At 59.9% G+C, this 22,928-nt stretch carries 15 protein-coding genes; 4 read left to right on the top strand and 11 right to left on the bottom strand.

Annotated features, from left to right (window positions below; genetic code table 11):
* Positions 1-2: 2 nt before the first annotated feature.
* The 4 genes from GOQ25_RS19815 to GOQ25_RS16860 form a co-directional block, all read right to left on the bottom strand.
* Positions 3-3,089: an alpha-1,4-glucan--maltose-1-phosphate maltosyltransferase gene (locus tag GOQ25_RS19815; RefSeq protein ID WP_160351639.1), complete on the bottom strand. Its 3,087-nt coding sequence runs from the start codon at positions 3,087-3,089 to the stop codon at positions 3-5.
* A gap of 10 nt (positions 3,090-3,099) precedes the next feature.
* Positions 3,100-4,626, bottom strand: coding sequence for a glycogen synthase GlgA (glgA, locus tag GOQ25_RS16870; RefSeq protein ID WP_160351638.1), 1,527 nt, complete (start codon positions 4,624-4,626; stop codon positions 3,100-3,102).
* A 64-nt stretch (positions 4,627-4,690) separates the two neighbouring features.
* A complete protein-coding gene (locus GOQ25_RS16865) occupies positions 4,691-5,758 on the bottom strand; it encodes a mechanosensitive ion channel family protein (RefSeq protein ID WP_160351637.1) in 1,068 nt (355 codons plus the stop codon).
* Positions 5,759-5,797: 39 nt separating this feature from the next.
* On the bottom strand, positions 5,798-6,286 hold the full coding sequence (locus tag GOQ25_RS16860; protein WP_160351636.1) for a CinA family protein: 489 nt from the start codon (positions 6,284-6,286) through the stop codon (positions 5,798-5,800).
* 164 nt (positions 6,287-6,450) lie between these two features.
* Here GOQ25_RS16860 and GOQ25_RS16855 point away from each other — a divergent pair, with 164 nt between their 5' ends.
* A complete protein-coding gene (locus GOQ25_RS16855; protein WP_160351635.1) occupies positions 6,451-8,190 on the top strand; it encodes a transaldolase in 1,740 nt (579 codons plus the stop codon).
* A 149-nt stretch (positions 8,191-8,339) separates the two neighbouring features.
* Here GOQ25_RS16855 and GOQ25_RS16850 read toward each other — a convergent pair whose 3' ends face one another.
* Positions 8,340-9,335: an SDR family oxidoreductase gene (locus tag GOQ25_RS16850; protein WP_160351634.1), complete on the bottom strand. Its 996-nt coding sequence runs from the start codon at positions 9,333-9,335 to the stop codon at positions 8,340-8,342.
* A 574-nt stretch (positions 9,336-9,909) separates the two neighbouring features.
* Here GOQ25_RS16850 and GOQ25_RS19810 point away from each other — a divergent pair.
* From GOQ25_RS19810 to GOQ25_RS16835, 3 genes are all read left to right on the top strand, one after another.
* Positions 9,910-13,272 carry an autotransporter outer membrane beta-barrel domain-containing protein gene (locus GOQ25_RS19810; protein ID WP_160351633.1) on the top strand — a complete coding sequence of 1,121 codons (3,363 nt, stop codon included), beginning with the start codon at positions 9,910-9,912 and terminating at the stop codon, positions 13,270-13,272.
* Between the two features lie 217 nt (positions 13,273-13,489).
* Positions 13,490-14,713 carry a pyridoxal phosphate-dependent aminotransferase gene (locus GOQ25_RS16840; RefSeq protein ID WP_160351632.1) on the top strand — a complete coding sequence of 408 codons (1,224 nt, stop codon included), beginning with the start codon at positions 13,490-13,492 and terminating at the stop codon, positions 14,711-14,713.
* 34 nt (positions 14,714-14,747) lie between these two features.
* The gene (locus tag GOQ25_RS16835) at positions 14,748-15,893 is read left to right on the top strand and encodes an alpha-hydroxy acid oxidase (protein ID WP_160351631.1); all 1,146 of its coding nucleotides are present in this window, start codon (positions 14,748-14,750) and stop codon (positions 15,891-15,893) included.
* A 117-nt stretch (positions 15,894-16,010) separates the two neighbouring features.
* On the opposite strand, the gene GOQ25_RS16830 is transcribed toward GOQ25_RS16835, so the two are convergent.
* From GOQ25_RS16830 to GOQ25_RS16805, 6 genes are read right to left on the bottom strand one after another with little or no spacing between them, the layout of a single operon-like run.
* Positions 16,011-17,066 (bottom strand): UDP-glucuronic acid decarboxylase family protein, encoded by a 1,056-nt coding sequence (locus GOQ25_RS16830; protein WP_160351630.1) that lies wholly within the window; start codon positions 17,064-17,066, stop codon positions 16,011-16,013.
* Entirely contained in the window at positions 17,063-18,037 is a 975-nt protein-coding gene (locus GOQ25_RS16825) for a glycosyltransferase (protein ID WP_160351629.1), read from the bottom strand. Before GOQ25_RS16825 ends, GOQ25_RS16830 begins: the two co-directional genes overlap by 4 nt.
* Entirely contained in the window at positions 18,034-19,104 is a 1,071-nt protein-coding gene (locus GOQ25_RS16820) for a glycosyltransferase family 9 protein (protein ID WP_160351628.1), read from the bottom strand. The genes GOQ25_RS16825 and GOQ25_RS16820 overlap by 4 nt, the downstream gene beginning before the upstream one ends.
* On the bottom strand, positions 19,101-20,087 hold the full coding sequence (locus GOQ25_RS16815) for a glycosyltransferase family 2 protein (protein WP_160351627.1): 987 nt from the start codon (positions 20,085-20,087) through the stop codon (positions 19,101-19,103). Before GOQ25_RS16815 ends, GOQ25_RS16820 begins: the two co-directional genes overlap by 4 nt.
* Positions 20,084-21,823 (bottom strand): carbamoyltransferase C-terminal domain-containing protein, encoded by a 1,740-nt coding sequence (locus tag GOQ25_RS16810; RefSeq protein WP_160351626.1) that lies wholly within the window; start codon positions 21,821-21,823, stop codon positions 20,084-20,086. Before GOQ25_RS16810 ends, GOQ25_RS16815 begins: the two co-directional genes overlap by 4 nt.
* Complete coding sequence (locus tag GOQ25_RS16805) at positions 21,811-22,926, bottom strand: glycosyltransferase family 9 protein (RefSeq protein ID WP_160351625.1); 1,116 nt, start codon at positions 22,924-22,926, stop codon at positions 21,811-21,813. The genes GOQ25_RS16810 and GOQ25_RS16805 overlap by 13 nt, the downstream gene beginning before the upstream one ends.
* Positions 22,927-22,928 lie beyond the last annotated feature (2 nt).

Below are 22,928 nucleotides of genomic sequence, written 5' to 3'. Positions count from 1 at the left end.
CCTTATGCTCCGATTGGGTCGGCCGGCAGCCGCCAGATCGCGTAGGGCGCTTCAGGCGTCAGCCGAAAACGAGCCATCCCATCACCCCAGCCAGTGGGCGTGCCCGTGAGGAGATCCTCGGCTTCGCCATGGGACGAGGGCATGCGCACTACGGCCTCCAGCGCTTGCTGCGGGTCCAGATTGATGACGATCAGGACGACATTCGCGCCGCCCGGGGCGCGCTTGATGTAAGCGATGACGGATTCAGGCCAGGCGGTCAGTGGCGCGAAGCCGCGATGCGATTGCAGGGCAGGATTGGCGCGACGAATCGCGTTCAGTTTGGTGATTTCCGAGCGGATGTTGCCCGGCTGATGCCAGTCGCGCGGCCGTAACTCGTACTTCTCGGAATCGAGATACTCCTCGCGCCCCGTCAACGCCGCCGACTCACATAATTCAAACCCGCTATAAATCCCCCATAGCCCAGATCCCGTCGCCGCCAGTGCAGCTCGCGCCAGGAAACCCGGCCGGCCATGCGATTGCAGGTAATAGGGGTTAATGTCCGGCGTATTTACAAAGAAATGCGGCCGGTAAAAGCTCGCGACGGGCTCGCTGGACAACTCCGTGAAATAGTCCACCAGTTCCTGTCGATGATTGCGCCATGTGAAGTAGGTATACGACTGCGTGAAGCCCACCTTGGCCAGCCGGTACATCATGGCAGGACGCGTGAAGGCCTCCGCCAGAAACACGGTGTCGGGATACTGCAGATGCACCTCGGCAATCAACCACTGCCAGAACGGCAAAGGTTTGGTATGAGGATTGTCGACGCGGAAGATCCGCACGCCTCGTTCGGCCCAAAACAGCACGATGTCACGCAGTGCGCGCCACAATGCCGTCTTGCGCCGCCACTGAGGCGGGCCCTCATAGAACGCCACATTGACGATGTCTTCATAGCGCTTGGGCGGATTCTCGGCATAACGCAGGCTGCCATCGGCCTGCCACGAAAACCAGTTTGGATGGCGCTTGAGCCACGGGTGATCGGGCGAACACTGGATCGCAAAATCCAAGGCCACCTCCATGCCATGCGCCTGCGCGGCATGCACCAGTCTTTCGAAGTCCTCCAGGGTTCCCAACTCGGGCGCCACCGCGTCATGCCCGCCGTGCGCCGAGCCTATCGCGTAGGGGCTGCCCACGTCGCCAGGTTCCGCTTTCAAACTATTGTTGCGGCCCTTACGGTTACGCTCGCCTATCGGGTGGATGGGAGTCAGGTACAGCACGTCGAAGCCCATCGCTCGGATATCCGGCAAGCGTTCGACCACATCATCGAAACGACCATGGCGATCTTGGGCCTGCGAACGAGGAAAGAGCTCGTACCAATTCGCGTAACGCGCGCGATTGCGATCGACGCGTAATGCATAAATATTGCTCGACCGCGCGTGTGGGCGTTCGGCGGTGTCACGGATAATTTGCAACAGCGATGGTTCGCACAGCTGTTTCAGGACTTCACCCACATCCGCCTTGCCATCCAGTACCTGACGTACCGCTTTGACCGCGCGTTTCAGGCGTCCCAGATGCTCGGCTTTGGCACCCAGCCGTTCGGCCTGCGCCACGGTTCGCTCCAGCCAGGCCAGACCTTCATGCAATGGCGTGATAATGGATTGGCCGGCGTCGTGCTTACTATGCCATTCATGACAATATCCGGCCCATATATCCTGCCAGGCCTGGACACGATACTCGTGCGCGCCGATGCGTTCTGGGACAAACGCCGCTTCCCACCGATCATTGCCTAGCCAGCGCATCGGCACACGCTGCCACGAATTGCCATCGCAAGGCCGCCAGCATAGATCGGCCGCCAACTTATCGTGTCCATCCATGATGATGGTGGCGCGAACGGTCAATGGCTCATGCGCAATGCATTTGACGGGCAACCCTTCCACTTCGAGCGTGGGTTCAACGTTCTCTATCGCCAGGCGCGGCGCCTGGGGCGAGCGTTCGTCGCGGGGCAGCCGCTCGCCGGGCTTGACCTCCATCGGCCCGCGCCAAATCAATAGGGCGCATTGACTGTCGCCCAGGCTTCCCGCTCGCGGTCGCAGAGCCTCAGGGCCATCCAAATGAGAAAGCGGTCCAGGCGTCAGCAATCCAGCGAGAGGGGGGATATCAATCTTGCAGCTACTTTTTCCCGCGGGGCTGATGGCCAACGCCACCGTTTCGTCTTGTGCGCTCCTGCGCAACAGCACCGTCGCGCGACCCGCCTGTCCGCCTACCACGGTCAGTGGTCCATGATGCCTTGCCCGCGTGTGCCATTCCACTGCCTGAGCGACGCTCTCGGACGGACCCGAGGCGGGGTCGCCTTCAATCAAAAGGCCGTCGCCGCAAAAAGCGGCCAACCACGCCGCACGGGCATCCGCGTCAACCGCGACCGGTGCCAACACGGGCGCCATCTCGCGCAAGCGCCAATCCTCGTCCGCAAGCCAGTCCGCGCGACCGTCCCACCAAGGCAGGGAGTTGACGGACCAGTCAAAGCCTACCGATGCGCGCTGCCGTATCTCCTCCGGCCGCATGCCTTGGGTCGCCGCGATAAATGCGACCTCCGGGGCCTGTTGGCGTAAACGCGTGAACAGCTCGCGCAAAGTCTTAGCTGGCAACCCTTGCGGGCGTTGCAGGTAAAACCCATCAACGCCTGCGTCTACCCACGCGGTCAAACGCTGGACCCAACTATCCACGAATGCATCGGTATCTCCGCGCACCGTGCGCGTTTGTAGCGCCTCGACCGGCAGGCGGGGATCCAGTTCCGGCAAATCACCTTCCGTCTGTAGCCATTCCACGCGGCATGTAGTGGGCGCCGCATCGCGTGCCACGCGATCAAGCGCGATGTCGAAGAAGCATCGCACACCCAGGCCACGCAGCTGCTGCGCCTGTGAGCGCACCATTTCCACGACGGGCGTGTTCTCATCAGCGGCGATGTCCGCATCCAGCGGCACGGCCGGGTCGCCCGCAGTTCGCCAAGGCACGGGAAGCAGAACACCGTTAATCCCAGCGCGGACCCATGGCACCAAGGCTTCGCGCACAACGGCGCCGGCTCGCAAGAGCCGCAAAGCGGGGGAGGGGGTCACCGCGTCCTCCTTATGCCGAAGCAGCCGACGGCGGCACCTGCGTGCGCGAGCGCGTACCGCTTGGATCGCGCAACACGCCATCGCCGGAAAGCGTTTCGAACAAATCCAAGTAAGACGTCACGCGCTGATTCCATCCATACGCGCCGTTCATGGCATTACGACGCATCGCGCGCCACACCGCTTCTCGCGAGCGCAGCTGAAGCGCCCGCGCCAGCACTGCCACCACACCATCGACATCATGATGTTCGAGGAACAGGCCATTGGCGCGCATCATGGCCGCTTCGCCGGCATGCGAGCCCGGATCCTTAATAGAATCCGCCAACCCACCGACGGCTGTGACAATAGGTAGGGTGCCGTACCGCATGGAATACAACGGGGTCAGGCCAAACGGCTCAAACCGGCTGGGATGCCACAGCATATCTGCGCCGGCCTGAAGGCGATGCGCGGTCGGTTCGTCATAGCCTATCCGTACCCCGCAACGTCCCGGATGTTCGGCCGCGATACGTGTAAAGGCTTCCTCAAACCGGCGATCCCCTTTGCCCAACAACGCAAACTGCAGGCGTGGATGCTCGGCGAGTGCACGCGGCAACGCCTCCACCGTGAGATCGGTCATCTTTTGCTCGGTCAAGCGGCAGCACGAGACCACCAGCAGTGCGCCTGGATCGACTGTCAGCCCAAAGGCCCGTTGAATATGCTCTTTCCACCGGGCCTTATTGCCCAGGTTGCTGGCGCTGAAACCGTTTGGTTGCAAGTGCACGTTCGTCGCCGGGTTCCACAGCTCATCGTCGATCCCATTAGGCAACGCCACCAGCGCCTCGCCGCGATAACGCAGCGCGCCTTCCAAGCCACATCCAAATTCTGGCGTCAGAATTTCACGTGCATAGGTATGGCTGACCGTGGTGACCCGATCCGCATGGAGAATCCCCGCCTGCAGGAAGTTCAAGCGGTCCCAGGCGTACAAACCCTCCGCATGGCGCGCGCTCTCGGGTAACCCAAGTTGATCAATACATGCCAGGTCAAATACGCCTTGAAAGGCCAAGTTGTGGATAGTGAGTACGGTTTTTACCGAAGGCAGTTCGGCGGCCTTGATCAGCAGCGGTACCAGGCCGGCATGCCAATCATGGGCGTGCACGATCGTCGGACGTTCCAAGCCGGGCAAACCGCGCGCGACTTCCGCCGCGGCATGGGCGAGTGCCGCGAACCTGCTGGCGTTATCGGCATAATCTTGCCCGTTCTCGTCCACATAACAACCGGGGCGGTCAAAGAGAGCAGGGTGGTCGAGGAGGAGACAGGACATCCCGGTCGTCCGACACCGGCCAGCGACCAGCCGCGCCGGCCCTTGAGGCAAGTCGGGTAGGGGCCACGTCGTATCGACGCGTACCTTTTCCAGCACACCACGATAAGCAGGCACCAACAAGCGTACCTGCACCCCCGCCTGCTCCAGCGCCTGGACTAGACCCGTAACGGCATCCGCCAGGCCTCCAGTCTTCACCAGTGGATAGGCCTCACCCGCAACAAGCAAAACCGTGCTCGACATATTAGCTCCCCGATTGTGGACGATTTGTCCGGTCTTCTTGGAGCAGAGCAAGCGGCGTGCCTGATCATTCGACCGATTCCGCGGCGGGATCTTCCCGTAAATGCAGCATTCTTTCTTGCGGTCTCAACGTTACGTTTCGCGCCGCGAACGCCCGCAAAATACCGAGGTTGATTGCCTGCTGCGTATCCATATAGCGGTTGTAATCGGCGCTCATCACATAGTAGACAGCTTCGATTTCCAAGCCGTGATCCCCGAAGGTAGCGATGTGGGCGCGGTCGAATCGGGTCGCCGCTTGCCCCTCGATCTGTGCCTTCACGTCGCCGGGCAACTCCGACAAAGTGGCGACGGGCGTGTCATAGGGCACCCGGAGTGTAAAAACGACGCGACGTTGTTCCATCCTTTTGTAATTTTGGATGGTTTGTTTCAGCAATTCCGTGTTGGAGCAGACAATTTGTTCACCGCCCAGGCTGCGGATGCGCGTTGTCTTTAGCCCAATATGCTCGATCGAGCCGGCCACGGAACCAAACACCACGAAGTCGCCGACTTCAAATGGCTTGTCCAATCCAATCGAGATCGAGGCGAACAGATCGCTTAACACCGTCTGGACAGCCAGCGCAACGGCCACACCGCCTATGCCCAGGCTGGTCACCAGCGCGGTGATGTTTACCCCCAAATTGTCCAGGATGGCCAGCAGGGTTACCACCCAAATGACAGTGCGCAATAAGTACGCGAGCAGTGTCGTCGTCACCACGCTCGCACGTGCCCGGGCCGCCACCAGAGACAATATGCTGACGCAAGCCACATCGAGCCACAGCGCCAGTTGCATGGCGAGCAGCACGAACCATAAGTGATCGGAAATCCAACTCTGCCAAGGAAAGACGGCCTGCGTCAGACGCAGCCCCAGCAACAGCGCCAGTATGGCGATGATGACGCGACTGCTGCGAGCCACGACGGCCAACACCACCGACGCATAGGGATGCGTTCCGGCGGCCACGCGCGCCGTGGCCTGCCTGCGGAACAGATTCAACGCGGAAACAATCCCGATATAAAGCACGATGGCCAGGATGATGGTGCCAAGCCAGGCGCCCCACAATGCGCCATAGCGCGAATATAGCTCGGGCAAACTACTCATCAGGTCATCTCCATGTTAAGGGGCGAATCAACGAAACTATTAACGCGTCCATAGCGCGTGATAGTGCGGCACGCGTTCCAATGCATATTGCGCCGCCGCCTCACGTACGGTGTTTCTGTCCCCGGAAAACTGGCGCGTTTCCGTATAGAGACCGTCCTTGCATCCCGGCGCGCGTAATAGCCACGCAAAACACTGCGTGCCCGCGGCTACGCCGTCACCACCATCATCGGCGACACCCGTATTCGCAATGACCACGGGCGCGCCGCAGCGCTGCGCTGCGCCCTGCACCATGGCGCTTGCCACTTCCTCGCTGGTGAGGTTGTAGCGAGCCAATATTTCGTCGGAGATCCCCAGACAACGCTGCTTGGCCGAAGGCGAATACACCACGAACGCGCATTCCAACAAGCTACCGGCGCCGGGTAAGTCCGCCATCTGCGATGCGATGAGTCCGGCCGTACAACTCTCCGCAGTGGCCAACATCAGGCTGTGCCAGCGCATATACGTGGCCACGTTCTCGATTTCAGTCATGGAGCGTCCTGTCTATAGATCAGAAGGTTGGGATAACGCGTGAGCGCGCCAAATAGGCAGCGGGACTCAGGGCGCAGCAAGGGCCGTTCCCACTGGCTACGCGGGAACAGTTCTTGCGGTAGGCACCGGGTCGTTCAAATCCAACTGCAGTGGAGAAAAACCAAATGCTCGAATCCCTCGCCCAGACCTCAGTTCAGCCGTCAGTACAACCGTTCGGGCCTGTCTTGCGCCGCAGCGCTGCCAACACGGCGATTCACCGGCAGCAAGTCCATCTCCCGGTAGAGCTGAAAGACCGTGTGATCAGCCGTCTAAAAGCCATGAGGGAACAACGCTGGGTGTCGAGACTCTGGGCGGGCGACGCAACCCTCTGGACAGGCACCGACGAGGACCAGTGGACCGGCTGGGTCAATCCCGCTCAGCAGCAAGCCATCATGCGACGCTATCTCGGCATGTGCGCCAGACTGCGCGATGGTCTCTATGAACATGCTGTGCTAATTGGCATGGGTGGCGCGAGCTTGGGCGCGCAGGTACTCCAAAGCGCGCTGGGTTCTAGTCCCGGCGGCCTGAAGCTGCATGTGCTCGATTCCATCGATCCCGACCAAGTGCAAGCGCTGGAGCGCCGCCTGCCTCTGGACAAATGCCTGTATATCGTGGCGAGCAAATCGGGCACAACCATGGAATCCACGTTGCTGGCTCGCCACTTTTATCAGCGCGCCCGCGCAGCGCTAGGCGAAAGCGCCGGTCGTCATTTCTGTGCCATCACCGATCTGGACACGCCCTTGCAAAAGATGGCCGAGGAACTGGGCTACGCAGCGGTGTTCACTGGCGACAGTCAAATCGGTGGTCGCTATTCTGTGTTGTCGCCGTTCGGCTTGGTACCGCTCGCGCTCATGGGGCACGACCCGATGGCCTACCTCAATCAGGCCAGCGTGGCGCGCAACCAATGTGGCCCGCGCGCGCCGATGGATAAGAACCCCGGTGCAATTCTCGGTGCGGTGTTGGGCGAGGCAGCGTTAAGCGGGCGCGACAAAGTCACCATCTGGACGGACCCGAAATTGGCCTGTTTTGGCGACTGGCTAGAGCAGCTGATTGCGGAGTCTACCGGAAAACACGGCCGTGGCTTGATCCCCGTCACTCAGGAACCGGAAACCGAAGTTCATCGCTATCCCTCTGACCGCCTGTTCGTGATTCTGCGGCGCGGCCCGGCTATGAAGCGCCAGACCGAACAGTTGCGCGCGGCGGGTCATGCCGTGATTGATATCGAGGTAGGTGAGGGCGCCTTGCTAGCTCAGGAATTTTATCGATGGCAGTTTGCGACCGCCGTGGCAGGTTCGATCCTCGAGATCAACCCCTTTGACCAGCCCGACGTCGAAGCCAGTAAAGTCCGCACTCGCCAGGTTTTGGCCGCGCCCATTGTCCAGCCAGCGGGTGTCAGTCTAGGAAGTCTGGTCGTCGATATCGGCGAACACGCCGATTTGGGCGACTGGTTGCGGGCGCATCCGGCCGATTATTTCTCGCTGCTGGCCTATTTGCCGTCTAATGACGACACTCGCGCTTGGCTGACGCACTGGCAAGGGCGGTTGCGGAATATGTATGGCGCGGCGGCGACGTCGGGCTATGGTCCGCGATACCTGCACGCGAGCGGTCAATTGCATAAGGGCGGCCCGGCAGGGGGTTCATATCTGTTTATCGGCCGTCATGATTGCCATGGCAACGAACTGGGCCGTTGCCAGTCCGCCCAGGCGCAAGCCGACATCGCGGAATTGCGCGCCCGTGGTCGCCATTGCGCGGCAGTGTGGTTCACGGGCAGCGTTGCCACCGGCCTGCGAGACCTGGCGCAGTTGCTCGAATCCGCGTTAGGCGTGGACGCGCCGGTCGAAAGCAATGCGGCACTGGCGCACTAATCTTTCGGGCTAGAGCGGTTGGCACGCTTAGCGGAACGAAGAGTAGGGCGCGCTTATAGCGCGCCCTTTTTTGTGTCTTGAGATTATCCTAAGCTCTCTGGATCTCGCAAAAGCAAACATTGAGCGTCCAGACTAGCGCCCGTTAAACATCAGCGACGCCGGGTAAGGGCAGCGCCCATCACGAACAACATCCCGGTGCCCAGCCATAGCAGACCTTTGGCATTCGTATTCACGTGCTTATAGAGGCTGTGACGACGTACATTTTTAGGCGAGGGCGTACGTTGACGCACACCGGGATCGTACAGTCCGTCGATATCCTCGGACGCTGGCACGTCACTGCGCTGATTACGCGTCAGCCATCCCGCCATCTTGTCCGAGAGCCCAGGCGCCCGTTGACCCATGGTGGAAATCAGCTTGGATACGGACCCGACATACAGATCACGATGCGGAGATTGCGCGGCCTGAAGAATCGCGTCGGCGACCAGGTCTGCCGCATAAATGGGCGGCGGCAGCGTGGGCTCAACCTCCATATAGTTGCGGGCACGGCGGGTGTAATCGGTATCAATGGACGCCGGCTTGATCAGCGTCACGCTGATGGGCGCGCCATCCTGCATTAGCTCCATGCGCAATGCGTCGGTAAACCCTTTCACGGCATGCTTCGCAGCAGAATAAGCGCCTTGCAAAGGTATCGCGCGATCCGACACCTCGCTGCCCACGTTGATCAGCGCGCCGCCACGCTCGCGCAGGTACGCAGTTGCGGTGAGCGAACCGTAGACCACGCCCCAGTAATCCGTTTCGAACAGTTGACGCTGATCAGCGACAGGCACGGTCGATAAGGAGCCAAAAATTGTCACGCCCGCGTTGTTCACCCAGGTATCAACGCGGCCATACGTATCCAGCGCCGTCTGAAGCAGTTTTTGATGATCTTCCTCGTGACCCACGTCCATCGCGCAAGTCGTCACCGCGCCACCGGACTCGCGAATGGAGCCGGCAACTTTTTCCAGTTCACCGGCATCGCGCGCGGCGATCACCACCCGAGCACCAGCACGGGCCGCCGCCCGCGCCGTCGCCGCGCCGATGCCGCTGCTGCCTCCCGTAATGACGATGACTTGCTGAGCCAGCGGTTTCAAGTGCAGTTTTTGCATAGCGGTCTCCCGTTAAAAAGAAGGAATACCGCCGCAAGGGGTGTACCTGCAAATTACAGTGAAGAGGGCGCGTGCGGTGATACGGCCGACGCGTAAGAGCCCACAATTTGATTCCCGGGTCCTTAGGCGGTCGGCGTCCATGGCGGCAGTGGGCTCGACACTCATCTTCATTACTTTACATAATACACATTAGCGGATTCGATGGCATGGGTAAATCCAGCTTTGAATGTGGCGAGCGGCCAACGAACTGGATCGTTTCTCCATGTCCGATTTCCGAGCTTGGTCGATATCCATGGTCACACGCGTAATTACTATTTCCGACGAAGCCCGGGTTTGACTACGCCCGAGCAGTCCACGACCTGCGCATGCACATCTGGATGCCGTCTTCTCCTTAGATTGGCTTCAGCACTTTATGTCCGCGAATGACGGAATTGCTCGCTCAACAGTGGGAGCCGTCCTGATTGTTCGTCTGCTCGGTACGAGCCCCACGCTTTATCCAACGCATCAGTTAATGCGACGCGCATGCCGTCGCCTTTGCTTATGCGCGCAACCAAACCTACTTGGAGATGTTTCCGTGAATAACCGCACTCGGAGAAACGAGATTCGAAAAACCGCTCTTGCGATTGCCATTATGGCCGCGTGTAGTCAAGGCGCCCTAGTCTACGCTGCCGGCCACCACAACGAGACCAATTTAAATAAAGATGCCGGCACCGAAGGCACGAGCTATACCGAACGCAATGCGCGTGAGGTCGTAAGGTCTGTCATAGGCCGCGATGGCGTTAAGACCGACTATAGGGTGGTTTACGGACCAGACAACGGCGAAGGCGCCGAAATCGAATCGGTTAGTGTAAGGCGCGGCGAAAAATGGGATGACCTCCGTCTTTTGAATGTGGACAACACTCCGGAGCCTTTTTCCGTCCTGTTGGACGACGAAAAACTCTATCTTTTGCACGCCATCGACATAGAACAGAATGGTGAGCCTTTGTATTTTCAGGAATACGTCGGAGATTTCATCACGCTACCCGGCGAAGATACGCCAAGTCCTGTGTACTTCAAGACAATCGGCGGGGAGCCTGTGACCGACTTATTGGTGATCGACCGGGAAGATGACGAGACAGAGGATGCCGAGTTCGTGGATGGTGAGGACGTTGAGTCTGACGGCCTCTACGAGGACATAGAGTACGAATTTGGCGAGGAGGATGGAGAGGAAGTGGAGTACGTCCTTGTCGAAGAGGATGGAGAGGAAGTGGAGTACGTCCTTGTCGGAGAGGATGGAGAGGAAGTGGAGTACCTCCCGGGCGACGAGTTCACAGAGGGCGACGAGAGTGTCGAGAGTGTCGAGAGTGTCGAGAGTGTCGAGGCAGTGGAGGCAGTGGAGGCAGGCGCCGCGGGCAAGAAAGTCGATGTACCTACAACACGCGCGACAAGTATTCTTTTGAACGGCACTGACCAAGTATTCTCTGACACAGTAGAGTCGCCTCGTCCTAAGGATGTGAAGGTGTCTTCACAGCGTACGCACACGCTCAGCGTCGGCTGGGGTTCGAACACACCGGATATTCCGGGTGGGCGCGATCTGCAAAAGCACACCGGTGTGGATTGGATCATCCCGAATGGTCCGATCTCTGAGATCCATCGTAGCGGCACGCTTGAACTCCAAAACGGAAAGGTTCAAGCAACTGGCGACCAACCCGGCTTCGTTGTGCATGCTGACGGCCAGGCATCACTTGATAACATCAACTTAACGTCTGGAGGACCTTCGTTCGTTTCGAGTCTGACCAGATCGAGCGACAAGCAACTGATTCAGCTTACCGGCAATACTGTCATTGAGCAGAACAATGGCGTTCTGCTGAGCGTAAACCGTACCGGCGACGGCATGGGGGGTGTCGTCCATTTTGCCTTGCGGGGTGCCGTATCGGCCAAAGGCGATATTCTCGATACGGATGGCTTGGACGCCAATGGCAAACGACACGCAGCGGGTCAGGTCCGCTTTGAGGTCAGTGACGGGGCGCGCTGGGAAGGTTCCCACCATGGCCTCCAGCAGCTTCACGTAGGCAGGAACGGAACGATCGTCGAGCACGGTGGTAAACCCATCGCGGGCGACGTCACGGGTGCAAGGGGCGCGTCGTTGACCTTTAATCGGGGCGCCAACATCGGAGGATCCGTCAGGTTGCTGTCGACCGCAGGGGCCGAATTCCTGGACGACACGCGTATCGCCAAGGATTTACATGCTCGAAATACGACGGTGCGATTTGACGGGTCGACCAAGATCGGGGGCCACCTCTCCGGCGGCGCGACTCTATTCGAGTTTAATCGTGCGAAGGACGCCAGCATCGGTGGCTCGGTTACGTTGACCGACGGCAGCCGCCTCTCGGGTGGATCGATGGAAAACCCCATTAAGATCTCCGGTGATGTAAGGGTCTATGAAAATTCTGTCCTTGGCGGCAATCTCGACGTTGAGGGCACCTTGGAATCCGTCGGTGGGGTTTTGAGCCCGGGTAACTCCATTGGTAAGCAAACCTTCGGTTCGATCCGTCAAATGGGTCCGTCCTATATTGTCGACATCAATGCTGCAGGTCGCGCGGATCTCGTCGTCGCGCGAGCTGGTGAGATCGACGTGTCAAAAACACATTTGACCGTTTCGCAAGAAAATGGCGATGGCGGATTCCGTCTTAACCATGACTACACGATCTTGAGTGCGGAGACGGGCAAAATCGTGGGCGAATTCGCCAGTTCCAAACTTGACGATACCTTCCAAGGCACTCTGGTGCACTTGGAGCCCGTCGCCTACCACGCGCAGGACGTGCAGATTCGTCTGGCACCGGATGAGAAAAAGGTCGTCCAAAAAACGAAGGAGCTGCCCAAGAACCAAGCCGGTGCTTTGTACGCAGTGGCGGCGCAGGCCGGTGCGCAGGCGTGGGCGGATGCAGCGCTGCTTTCCACCAACACGCAAGTGGCACTCGATCAACTATTGGGTGAAGTACACGCCGGGACGCAGTCCGCCCTGCTCTATTCAGGCAACCAGGTGCGCGCAGTGATTTCAGACCGCGTGAGCGGCCCTCGCCGCAATGGCGGCAACGCTTCGACGCCCCAATCCGATGTGCCGGTATGGGTGCAAGTGACGGGTGGCAAATTCAGTTTGAAGGGCGACGGCAACGCCACCAAGACCAGTTCACAAGGCGGTGGCATCTTCGTCGGCGGCGAAGGCAGCGTGGGCGGGGATTGGCGCTTGGGCGCGGCCTTAGGCTACAACGATAGCGCGATCAAGTTAGAGAATCGTGGCGGATCAAAGGCCGACGTCAATAGCTACACCGCTGCGCTGTATGGTGCTAAAAGCCTGCAGACCGCCAATGGCCAGTACGATCTGCTAGCCGGTGCCGCTTACACCCATCACAATATCGATACGCGTCGTCGGGTAACGCTCGGCAGTGATCAGAACTTGAAGAGTTCGTACGATGCCAAGAGCACGCAACTCTTCGCAGAAGCCGGTTACGGAGCCCAAGTTGGCGCCAAGACAGTGGTGGGGCCCTATGTCGGCCTGGCCTGGACGGACCTTAAGTCTTCCGGTTTCAAGGAAACCGGTGGTTCGGCTGCTTTGCGCGGCAAAGCGGGTCATGATCACACCCTCGCGACGACGCTCGGTATCCGGGGTAAAACCGACTTTGATATTGGAGCCGCACATGCGTTCGTGCGCGGTGGTCTGGGCTGGCGCCATACCAACGGTGACGTTAACCCCAGCCGCTCGTTGGCGTTCGTGAACGGCAATGGCGCTTCGTTCAGCGTTACCGGTGCCTCTATCGCTCGGGATGTCGCCACGCTCAACCTGGAGCTGGGTGCGGAAGTCGGGAAGAACACCACGGTAGGACTGAGCTATAACGGCCAGTTCGCCAAGGGTCTGACCGACAACTACGGATCGGTGTTTATGAAAGTCGGCTTCTAAGCATAAGCACCGGCGGACCCGGTTGTCTCACGGGCCGTTATGACTCCGCCCCAACCCTGGCTGACCGCCGGGGTTGGGGTTTTTTACCTTCTGATTTGTCCCCTCTTCTTTGGTATTCAGGCACTGACGAGCGTCTCTCCAAGTTCGCCTCTGCGAATTCGGTCTCGCCAGCCAAAGGTGTATGATTTCGCGCGAGTCTCTCTCTGGAATCATCCGCGTGAAAACCATCGACAAATCCTCCAAGCTCAATAATGTTGCATACGACATTCGTGGTCCCGTCCTGGACCGAGCGCGCGAGATGGAGGAAGCCGGCCAGCGCATCATCAAGCTCAATATCGGTAACGTGGCGGCCTTCGGAATTCAACCGCCCGACGAGATTATTCAGGACATCATTCGTAATGTTGCCGACGTGGCGGGCTATACGGATAGCAAGGGCCTGTTCGCACCGCGCAAGGCCGTCGTGCATTACATGCAGAGCAAAGGTGTCATGGGCGTCGATGTCAATGACGTCTATCTGGGCAATGGCGCGTCCGAGCTCATTTCGATGAGCATCAACGCCCTGCTCAACGACGGCGACGAGCTGTTGATCCCCTCCCCTGATTTCCCGCTGTACACGGCCGTCACCGGGCTGTCTGGCGGGCGTCCGGTACATTACCTGTGCGACGAAGGCTCGGACTGGATGCCGGACATCGAGGATATTCGTGCCAAGATCACGCCGCGCACGCGCGGTATCGTCGTGATCAACCCGAATAATCCGACCGGCGCGCTCTATCCGCGCGAGGTGCTGCTAGACATCATCCAGGTAGCGCGTGAACATAATCTCGTCATTTTGTCGGATGAGATTTACGACAAGACGATTTATGACGATCATGTCCACGTCAGCATGGCCTCGCTGGCTGACGATGTGCTGATTTTGACGTTCAATGGCCTTTCGAAGAACTATCGCTCGTGCGGATACCGCGCGGGCTGGATGGTGGTGTCGGGCGACAAACGGCTGGCACAGGGTTATATCGAAGGGCTGAACATGCTCGCGTCGTTGCGTCTGTGTTCGAACACGCCTGGCCAATTGGCGATCCAGACCGCGCTGGGTGGGTACCAGAGTATTAACGAACTCGTCGGCCCTAACGGGCGGCTGCGCCGTCAACGCGATCTGGCTTACGATCTGCTGACCCAGATTCCCGGCGTGAGTGTCATGAAGCCCAAGGGCGCGCTGTATTTGTTCCCGCGCCTGGACCCGGCGGTGTATCCCATTACCGACGACCAGCAGTTCGCGTATACACTGCTGGACCAGGAACGCGTGCTTATCGTGCAAGGAACGGGCTTTAATTGGCCCCATCATGACCACTTCCGTATGGTATTTTTGCCAAATGCCGACGATCTGACCGATGCCATCGGGCGTTTGGATCGATTCCTCGCGCGGATGCGTAAAGACAAAGTGTGAGCCCGTAAGCCGGCCGCTGGAGACATCCCCCAACATGCGTCTGAAAAACTGCCTGAATTTTCATGACTTCCGCACGCTGGCAAAACGCCGGCTGCCGGGGCCGATTTTCAACTACATAGACGGCGCCGCCGATGACGAAGTCACGTTGAGGCGCAATGCGGAAAGTTTCGAGCGTTGCGACCTTGTGCCCAACGTGTTGCGCGGTGTGCAGGATGTAGATTTGTCGGTCACCGTCATGGGGCAGAAACTCGCCATGCCGGTGTACTGCTCGCCCACGGCGCTGCAGCGACTGTTTCACCATCAGGGCGAGCATGCTGTCGCCGCGGCGGCTACGAAGTTCGGGACGATGTTCGGTGTGTCCTCGCTGGGTACGGTCAGCCTGGAAGCGATCCGCAAGCAATATTCCGGGCCGCAGGTCTATCAGTTTTATTTCCATAAGGATCGGGGCCTGAACCGCGCGATGATGCAACGCGCCAAGACGGCTGGCGTGAATGTCATGATGCTGACCGTAGACAGCATCACAGGCGGCAACCGTGAGCGCGATTTACGCACGGGCTTTTCGATCCCGTTCCGGCTGAACGTGGCGGGGTTGACGCAGTTCGCGATGAAGCCATCGTGGGCATGGAACTACGTGACGCACGAGCGCTTCCGTCTGCCGCAACTGGAGGAGCATGTGGATATGAGCGGCAGCGCGATGTCCATCGGCCGCTATTTCACGGAAATGCTCGACCCCGCGATGACCTGGGACGATGTCGCGCAAATGGTTCGAGAATGGGACGGACAGTTCTGCTTAAAAGGCATCATGTCTGTTGAAGATGCACGCCGGGCGGTGGATATCGGATGTACCGGGATCATTCTGTCCAACCATGGCGGCCGGCAGCTCGATGGTTCCCGATCCGGGTTCGACCAACTCGCGGAAATTGTCGACGCGGTCGGTGACCGTATCGACGTCATGATGGACGGAGGCATTCAGCGCGGCACGCATGTCCTGAAAGCGTTATCGCTTGGCGCGAAGGCGGTGGGTGTTGGCCGATACTATCTATTCCCCCTTGCCGCCGCGGGCCAGCCGGGCGTGGAGCGCGCCCTGGGCCAACTGCGCAATGAAATCGAGCGGGCGATGAAGCTTATGGGCTGCAGGTCTGTGTCCGAGCTGTCGCGAGAGAATCTGCGCTTTCGTTAATCCTGGCAAACGCACTGGGCATAGCGGGCGTCTCGCTCCAATCACCGCAGACATGCGTAGTTTGCGGATCGAGCCGCAACCGGTGCCTTGCGTGCAGTGGTGCAGCCTATCGAGGCGCTAGACCACCCGCGCCCTGCCCTGCCTTCTTCCGCCCCTCTTTGTCTGCATGAACGCGGCCATTGCCTGTGACTCGCGCTCGGGACTGGCCTGGGATTCCTGTGCGAAATATTCCGCCGTACGAGCAATGCCCTCTCTTGGCGGCACCTTCGGCGTCCAGTCCAGGTATTGTTGGGCCAACGAAATATCGGGGCAGCGATGGGCGGGATCGTCCACGGGCAGATCACGGAAAACTATGGGAACTTGCGCCCCGGTGCAAGCCCGCACCAGATCGGCAATCTCCAACATTGATAGCTCGGCCGGATTGCCAAGGTTAATGGGCTGCGCCATGGCCGAAGGGCTTTCCATGAGCCGCACCAGGCCGTCAATCAGGTCATCGACATAACAGAACGAACGGGTCTGTGTGCCGTCGCCGTAGACGGTCAGTGGCTGACCCGCCAGCGCTTGGACAATAAAGTTCGATACGACCCGCCCGTCGTTGGGCGACATGTTTGGACCATAGGTGTTAAAGATGCGCGCGATTTTCACCTCTACGCCCTCGGTGTGCGCGTACTCGGTGCAGATCGTTTCCGCACAGCGCTTGCCTTCGTCGTAGCAGGCTCGTGGGCCGACAGGGTTCACATGACCCCAGTACTGTTCTTGTTGCGGATGCTGCAGAGGATCACCGTAGACTTCGCTGGTGGATGCCTGCAGCAGACGCGCGCCGACGCGTTTTGCCAGTTCCAGCATTTGGATGGTGCCCAGCACGCAGGTTCGCAGCGTACGCAGCGGGTCGGCTTGATAATGTACGGGCGATGCCGGGCAAGCCAGATGATAGATGCGTGATACCTGAAGGTCTGGGATCGGGTCCACCACGTCATGACGCATGACGGTAAGCATCGGGTGCGATGCCAGCGTAGCGAGATTGCTGGCGCGGCCTGTCTGAAAGTTGTCGAGGCAAATGACTTCCCATCCGTCCCGGAGTAAGCGCGCGCAGAGGTGGGAACCTAAAAAGCCAGCCCCGCCCGCAACCAGCGCGCGCCCTGCCTTGTCATCGCTATGTATGCTGTCCATCATGCCTGCTCCATTAGTGTGTCGAACACATTGATCCAGTCTCTGACGAACCGGTCCATTCCAAAACGTCGCAGCGCCGTTTCGCGCGCAGCCTCACCCCATGTGCGTGCCAGCGCGGGGTCTTCATTAAGCTGGCGTGCGACTTCGATCAGGCGCTCTACTCGGGTATCTACGTACCCTTCCTTTCCATTGGTGATGACCGTGGGCAGCTCAGTGGTAGCAAAGCCGACGATAGGCAGGCCGCACAGCATGGCCTCGATTAAGGACAAGCTCAGGCTCGCGTACCGGATAGGGCTGAAGAAGTATCGGTAACGCGAGATAAAGGCGGCGACTTCCATGTTCGAGATCTCGCCGATGCCGCCCAGGCTTTCCGCATCCATGCCGATCAAGTCCAGTGGCGTCTTGAGCCTGACCTGCTCGAAAATATCGCGTCCGATGCGGCGCCCGCGTCGGGCAAGATGATTGGCCACCACGATGCCGCGCTGCAGGCTTCCGTCGTAACGCGCTTGCGGAACGGGCACGCCATGTTCGACCACACGCAAGGGCATATCACCACTGTCCCACATCACTGCATTGAATGGCGTCACATGCACGAGCATGCCACGCGCATGCGTGAACGGATGCCGAGTATCGGTGGGGTGCGGCTCGGGGGGATTGTGTTCGAGGTAAATGCTGGGCAGCGCGCGTTGACGATCTGTCAGCAGTAATTGGGCGTCCGCGAGGTTTTGTTTGTGCTGATACAGGACGCAGTCGAACTCCATCTCGGCCAGTGAGCTGGCCGGCACCTGGGTCAGATTAGGGGCCCATGGAATGCGCCGGCCCAGCGCACCGTATCCGGGAGCCGAATGGGATAGGCCCGGGACGATGAAGTCGTGAGGCACATGATGCAGGGCATATAAATAGTTGCCGTGGACATGCCAAGTCAGAACGCGTAGCCGGCGCGCGGGCTGAGGGACATCGGGTTGCGCATTCATGCTGTCCTCTCGATGAATTGCAACTGGGCGCGCGCGGCTGCGTGGACTTCTGCGGCCGACACGGCGAGTGCACAAGGATGGCCAAACGGGCAGGTCTCGTAGGCGCAGGGCCGACAGGGAACCTCGGCGGCCAACACCCGATGACGGCGGCGATCGAGCGGGGCCCAACGTCGCGTATCACTCCCGCAGGCCACGACCACGCTGGGGGTTTTCATGGCGGCGGCGATGTGAGAGACGCCTGTGTCATTGCAGACAAGAAGACGGCTGGTTCGCACCAGCGCGGCCATGCTGCCCAAGTGGGTGCGACCCGACAAGTCCGCGACCGGTACCGCGGCCTGCTGCCGCAGCGCATGTACCATATCTCGCTCGCCGGCTGTGCCGGTCAAAGCCACGCGCCAACCTTCTTGATAAAGACCTCGTGCGACGGCGGAAAACCGGCTGATGGGCCAACGGCGGGATGCGAGCCGCGCCCCTGCGTGAATCAACACGATCTTATCTGGATCGAGGCTGTGTTCGTCTAGCAGACGCGTCGCTTCGGCTTGGTCGGCCTCGCTGCACGGAAACTCCAAGCCCGACTCGTTCGCATCGTCCAAACCTGCGTATCGCAATAGAGCGAGATAGCGTTCGATCTCTGGCAGCGTGTCCGGCCAAAGCATACGTGCGCCGGGCATCTCATCAGACGCCCGCGGCACGAAACCCACCCAACGATCCGCACCGAACTGCTCCACGATCGGGTTCGATTGCTGGCCGCTCCCATGCAGTTGGATGGCGACATCCGCCCGCCAATCGCGCATGCGTCGGTAGAACTCGGGCAAGGCGGCCTCATTCGCCGCCTGCTCTGGAAAGGCAGAGATGCCAGGGAATTCCAGCAGCTCATCGATATAGGCGCTAAACCGTTGAACGAATTCCCTCGCTCCCGCTAGCCCCACTAAAGCGATACGAGCTTGGGGAAACGCCCGACGCAAGGCACGAAACGCCGGCACCGAGCAAAGCATGTCGCCAAGTTGTAATGCCCGAAACACCGCGATGCGCTCGGGCGGACGAGCCGGATCGAGCACGGCGGTCATACTGTGCCTCGCTGGAATCGAATGAGGCCGACGACGCGCCAGGTGATCGATAGCACCGGTATGCACACCGAAGTAATGAGCAAGTCCGCCACGTCGCGCAGGGTATGCCGGGTGCCCTGCAGCCGTTTATAGAAAAACCATCCGGTCAGTACCGCCCAGATTCCTCCCGCAATGCTGGCGATACGCAGATGCCCTAGCAGCGCCAGCAATACTGCCGAGACAAAGGCTGCCGTCACGCACAAGTAAAAGCGCGGCAAGTGTTTGCGAATATGCGCGTGGTACAAATCCGGATATTTGCGACGCAGCAACATGTCGAACATCACCTTCTTCTGCATGCCGAGCCCTGCTGCAAAGCCGAACGGCCGCACGGGATGCAGCACGCGCGCCGCCGGTGCTCGCTCGATGCGATAGCCGTGCTTCAGCAAGGCGAAGTGCAGGTCCGAATCCTCGCGCCACGCCATCGTGTAGCGCGTGTCGAAGCCGCCCACATCGACTAACGCGGAGCGGCGCACGAACAGGTTGGCGGTGATGAATTCCGATCGCGTCAGGCCAGCCGCGTCACGCTCATAATCGGTGGGCGGATTCGGCAACGGCATCTCGGTGACGCCCGTCACAGCGGCCACGCCGGCGGTCATGGCCTGCAGCCCCTGTCCAAGCCAGTCGGGAGCCGGGATGGTGTCGTCGTCAGTGAACGCGATGATCTCGCCGTGTGCGGCCTGCCAGCCGCGGTTTCGCGCACCCGCGGGCCCCTGTGTATCCGCTACCGCAATGTAGCGCATGCGTGGTGCACTCGGGTGGTGCCGGGGCCACTCATCGACGAGCCGCCGCGTGGTGTCGTGGCAGCCGTCGTCACAGACGATGATCTCGAAACTGTCGCGTGGAAAGTGCTGCGCAGAAAGTGCCTCCAGACAGCGCGTCAGGAGATCCATGCGCCGATAGGTCGGCACCACCACGGAAACGAGAGGCACGGGCACAGCGTTCATCGCGGCTTTTCAACCAAATAAGAGCCAATCACGAGCGCGTCTAACGGCGAACTCCAGAAACTCTCGACCGCATCGCGGGGCGTACATACGACCGGTTCGCCACGCGTGTTGAACGAGGTGTTCACCAAGACGGGTACGCCAGTACGCTGCTCGAACGCGGCGAGCAGGTCGTAATAGCGTTCGTTCTGATCGCGGCGGATCGTTTGCACGCGAGCGGTGCCGTCGATATGACGCACGGCCGGGATCTGCTGCGCGCGATGCGGCAATACGTCGTAGACAAACAGCATGAACGGCGCACAGATCGAGGCCGCCCCGCGTCCATCGAACCATTGCACCGCGCGCTCCTCCATCACCACCGGCGCGACCGGGCGGAAATCTTCGCGGTCTTTCAGGCCGTTCAGCCGCGCTTGCATGGAGCTGTCGATGGGGGAGGCCAAGATCGAGCGCGCGCCCAGCGCACGCGGTCCAAACTCCATACGTCCTTGGAACCACCCCAGGACCTTGTTATCGGCCAATAACTCCGCCGCCTCGTCGGCCACGTTCTCGAGTTTGCGATAGTTCAGGTGCGATTGATCGAGGAAGCGTTCGATTTCCTCGTCAGAGAATGCGGGGCCCAGATAAGCATGTTCCATCGTCCAGTTGCGTGGGCCCGCACGGCGTTGATAGTCGACATAGAGCGCCGCGCCTAGCGCGGTGCCTGCATCGCCGGCCGCCGGCTGCACCCAGACTTTTTCGAACGGCCCATCGCGCGCGATTCTGGCGTTCATTACGCAGTTCAACGCTACCCCGCCCGCCATCGACAGGTTGGACGAGCCGGTTTCACGATGCAGCCATTGGGCCATATGCAAGGCGGTCTCTTCCAGCACATACTGCAACGAGCTTGCGATGTTTTGATGTTGCTCGGTAAAGGGTTCGCCCCGCCGACGCGCTGGACCGAAACGTTCTATCAGCTTTGCGGGATGCAACGCGTACCCGCCTTCTTCATCCAAGGTCAAAATCTCGCGGAACTGATCGCGATAGATCGGCTTGCCATAGGAGGCCAACGCCATGACCTTGTATTCGTCCGAAGAATGCAGAAAGCCCAGATACCGCGTGACCTCCTCGTAAAGCAACCCGAGTGAATGCGGCAGATCGATCTGCTTGATGCGTTGATACCGGCCCTCGTGAAAGTGGCCGTAGCTGGTGGTAGTCCGTTCACCGCGTCCATCGAGCGTGAGCACCGCCGTGTCTTCGAAAGGAGCGGCGAGGAATGCGCTGGCCTCGTGCGACAGATGGTGATCGAGATTGACCCATCGGTCCGTGATGTGTTGCAGCGACAACCCCTCCCATCTGGCAGAGGTCAAATGATGCGGCAAGCCATCCAGCAGCTGCCGCGGCGCATTCACCAGGTAGGATAAAAATAACGCGTCCCAAGGCGACTCCCCGTTCGGGCCGAAACCGGCCTTGGAGGGCTCGAGTGGCAGTACGACCTCCGGCTCCATATTGCCCGCCGGCATGAGGAGTTTGGGGTTATACGAGTAGACGATATGGTCTACATCGCGCATGCGCACACCCGCCTCAGCGAGACAGTAATCAATGGCATGGTACGGCAACTGCCAGGTCGTGAAGGGAACCGGACGCTTACCGTGTTTGATACGGGTAAATCGCTCTTCCTCGGCGGCAGCGATGACGTGCCCGTCCCGCACCAGCGCGGCCGCGCAATCATGATAGGCGGCATTGATTCCTAGGGTAAGCATGAAATCTCCTGTGGGCAGGGTGCTTGGGCAGGCGAATGCCCGTCCAAGTTAAGCAACTCCCGTGCCGCAGCGGTGACTTGTTGCGGCGCAACGCCGGTGAGGCATGCGTGATGCCCTTGCTCGCATACGCTGCGATAGCAGTATTTGCACGGGACGTCCTGATATAGAACTCGCGCCTGCGTTCGCCATGGCGTGTGTTGCGGGTTAGTCAGCGCGTACATATCCACCACGGGCACCCCGAGCGCAGCCGACAGATGGGCCGGGCCGCTGTTGTTGCAGATCATGACTCCGGCGGCTTCTAACACAGCACCCAGTTCACCCAGAGTGAGTTGGCCGGATAAATCGGTAAGCCCAGGCAGCATCGCACGACTGCGCTCTAACGCCTGGCTCAGCGCAGGATCCTCGTGCCCGCCCAGCAACAGAATGCGGCGCCCTTCCCCACGCAGGCCAATCAACGCTTGCATCAGCATTTCGGCCGGATATCGGCGCGATGCGGCCGTTGCGCCTGCATGCACACAAATCCAGCCGCCTGTTTCGTGGATGCCGCGCGATATCAATTTGCGCCGCAAGGAAATCCGATCCGCGTCGTCAACATGGAACGACATCCGGGTATCGTCGCACTGCGCCCCAACATGATTCACGAGGTCTAGTTGGCGCTGAACTTCGTGGCGGATCTCGGTGGCAGGTTCGGTTTCCTTTACCCAATCGGAGATAAGGCGATAAGGGTTTTCGCGGCAGTGCGCGAGCACACGCGGTATGCCGGCTAGATGGCACATCAGCGCCGCAGGCAAGGGACTTTGACTATAGGTTGTGAAAATGACTGCGGCATCGGGACGTGCGCGGCGCAGGCGCTCGATGATTTCCAAGTCGGCGTGATTCCCGATCGAAGTGTTTTTTACCCATGCCGGGTCGTAGGCGATGGCGGTATCGGCCTCGGGGATATGAGGCGCTAGGCGGGCGCCGGCCTCTGATGTCAATAGCGTCAAGTGTTTCGCGCCAGCCACGCGCAAGGCACGCATGGCGGGGGTGCACATCAAAACATCCCCCATATTGTCTAGCCGGATGCAAAGCACATGTTCAACTTCGCTCCAGTCCCAGGACATCT

This window comes from Bordetella sp. 15P40C-2 (genome assembly GCF_009763235.1).
Lineage (GTDB): Bacteria > Pseudomonadota > Gammaproteobacteria > Burkholderiales > Burkholderiaceae_B > Bordetella_A.
The sequence above is the reverse complement of the archived record's forward strand: the minus strand, read 5'-3'. Positions and strand labels throughout refer to the sequence as shown.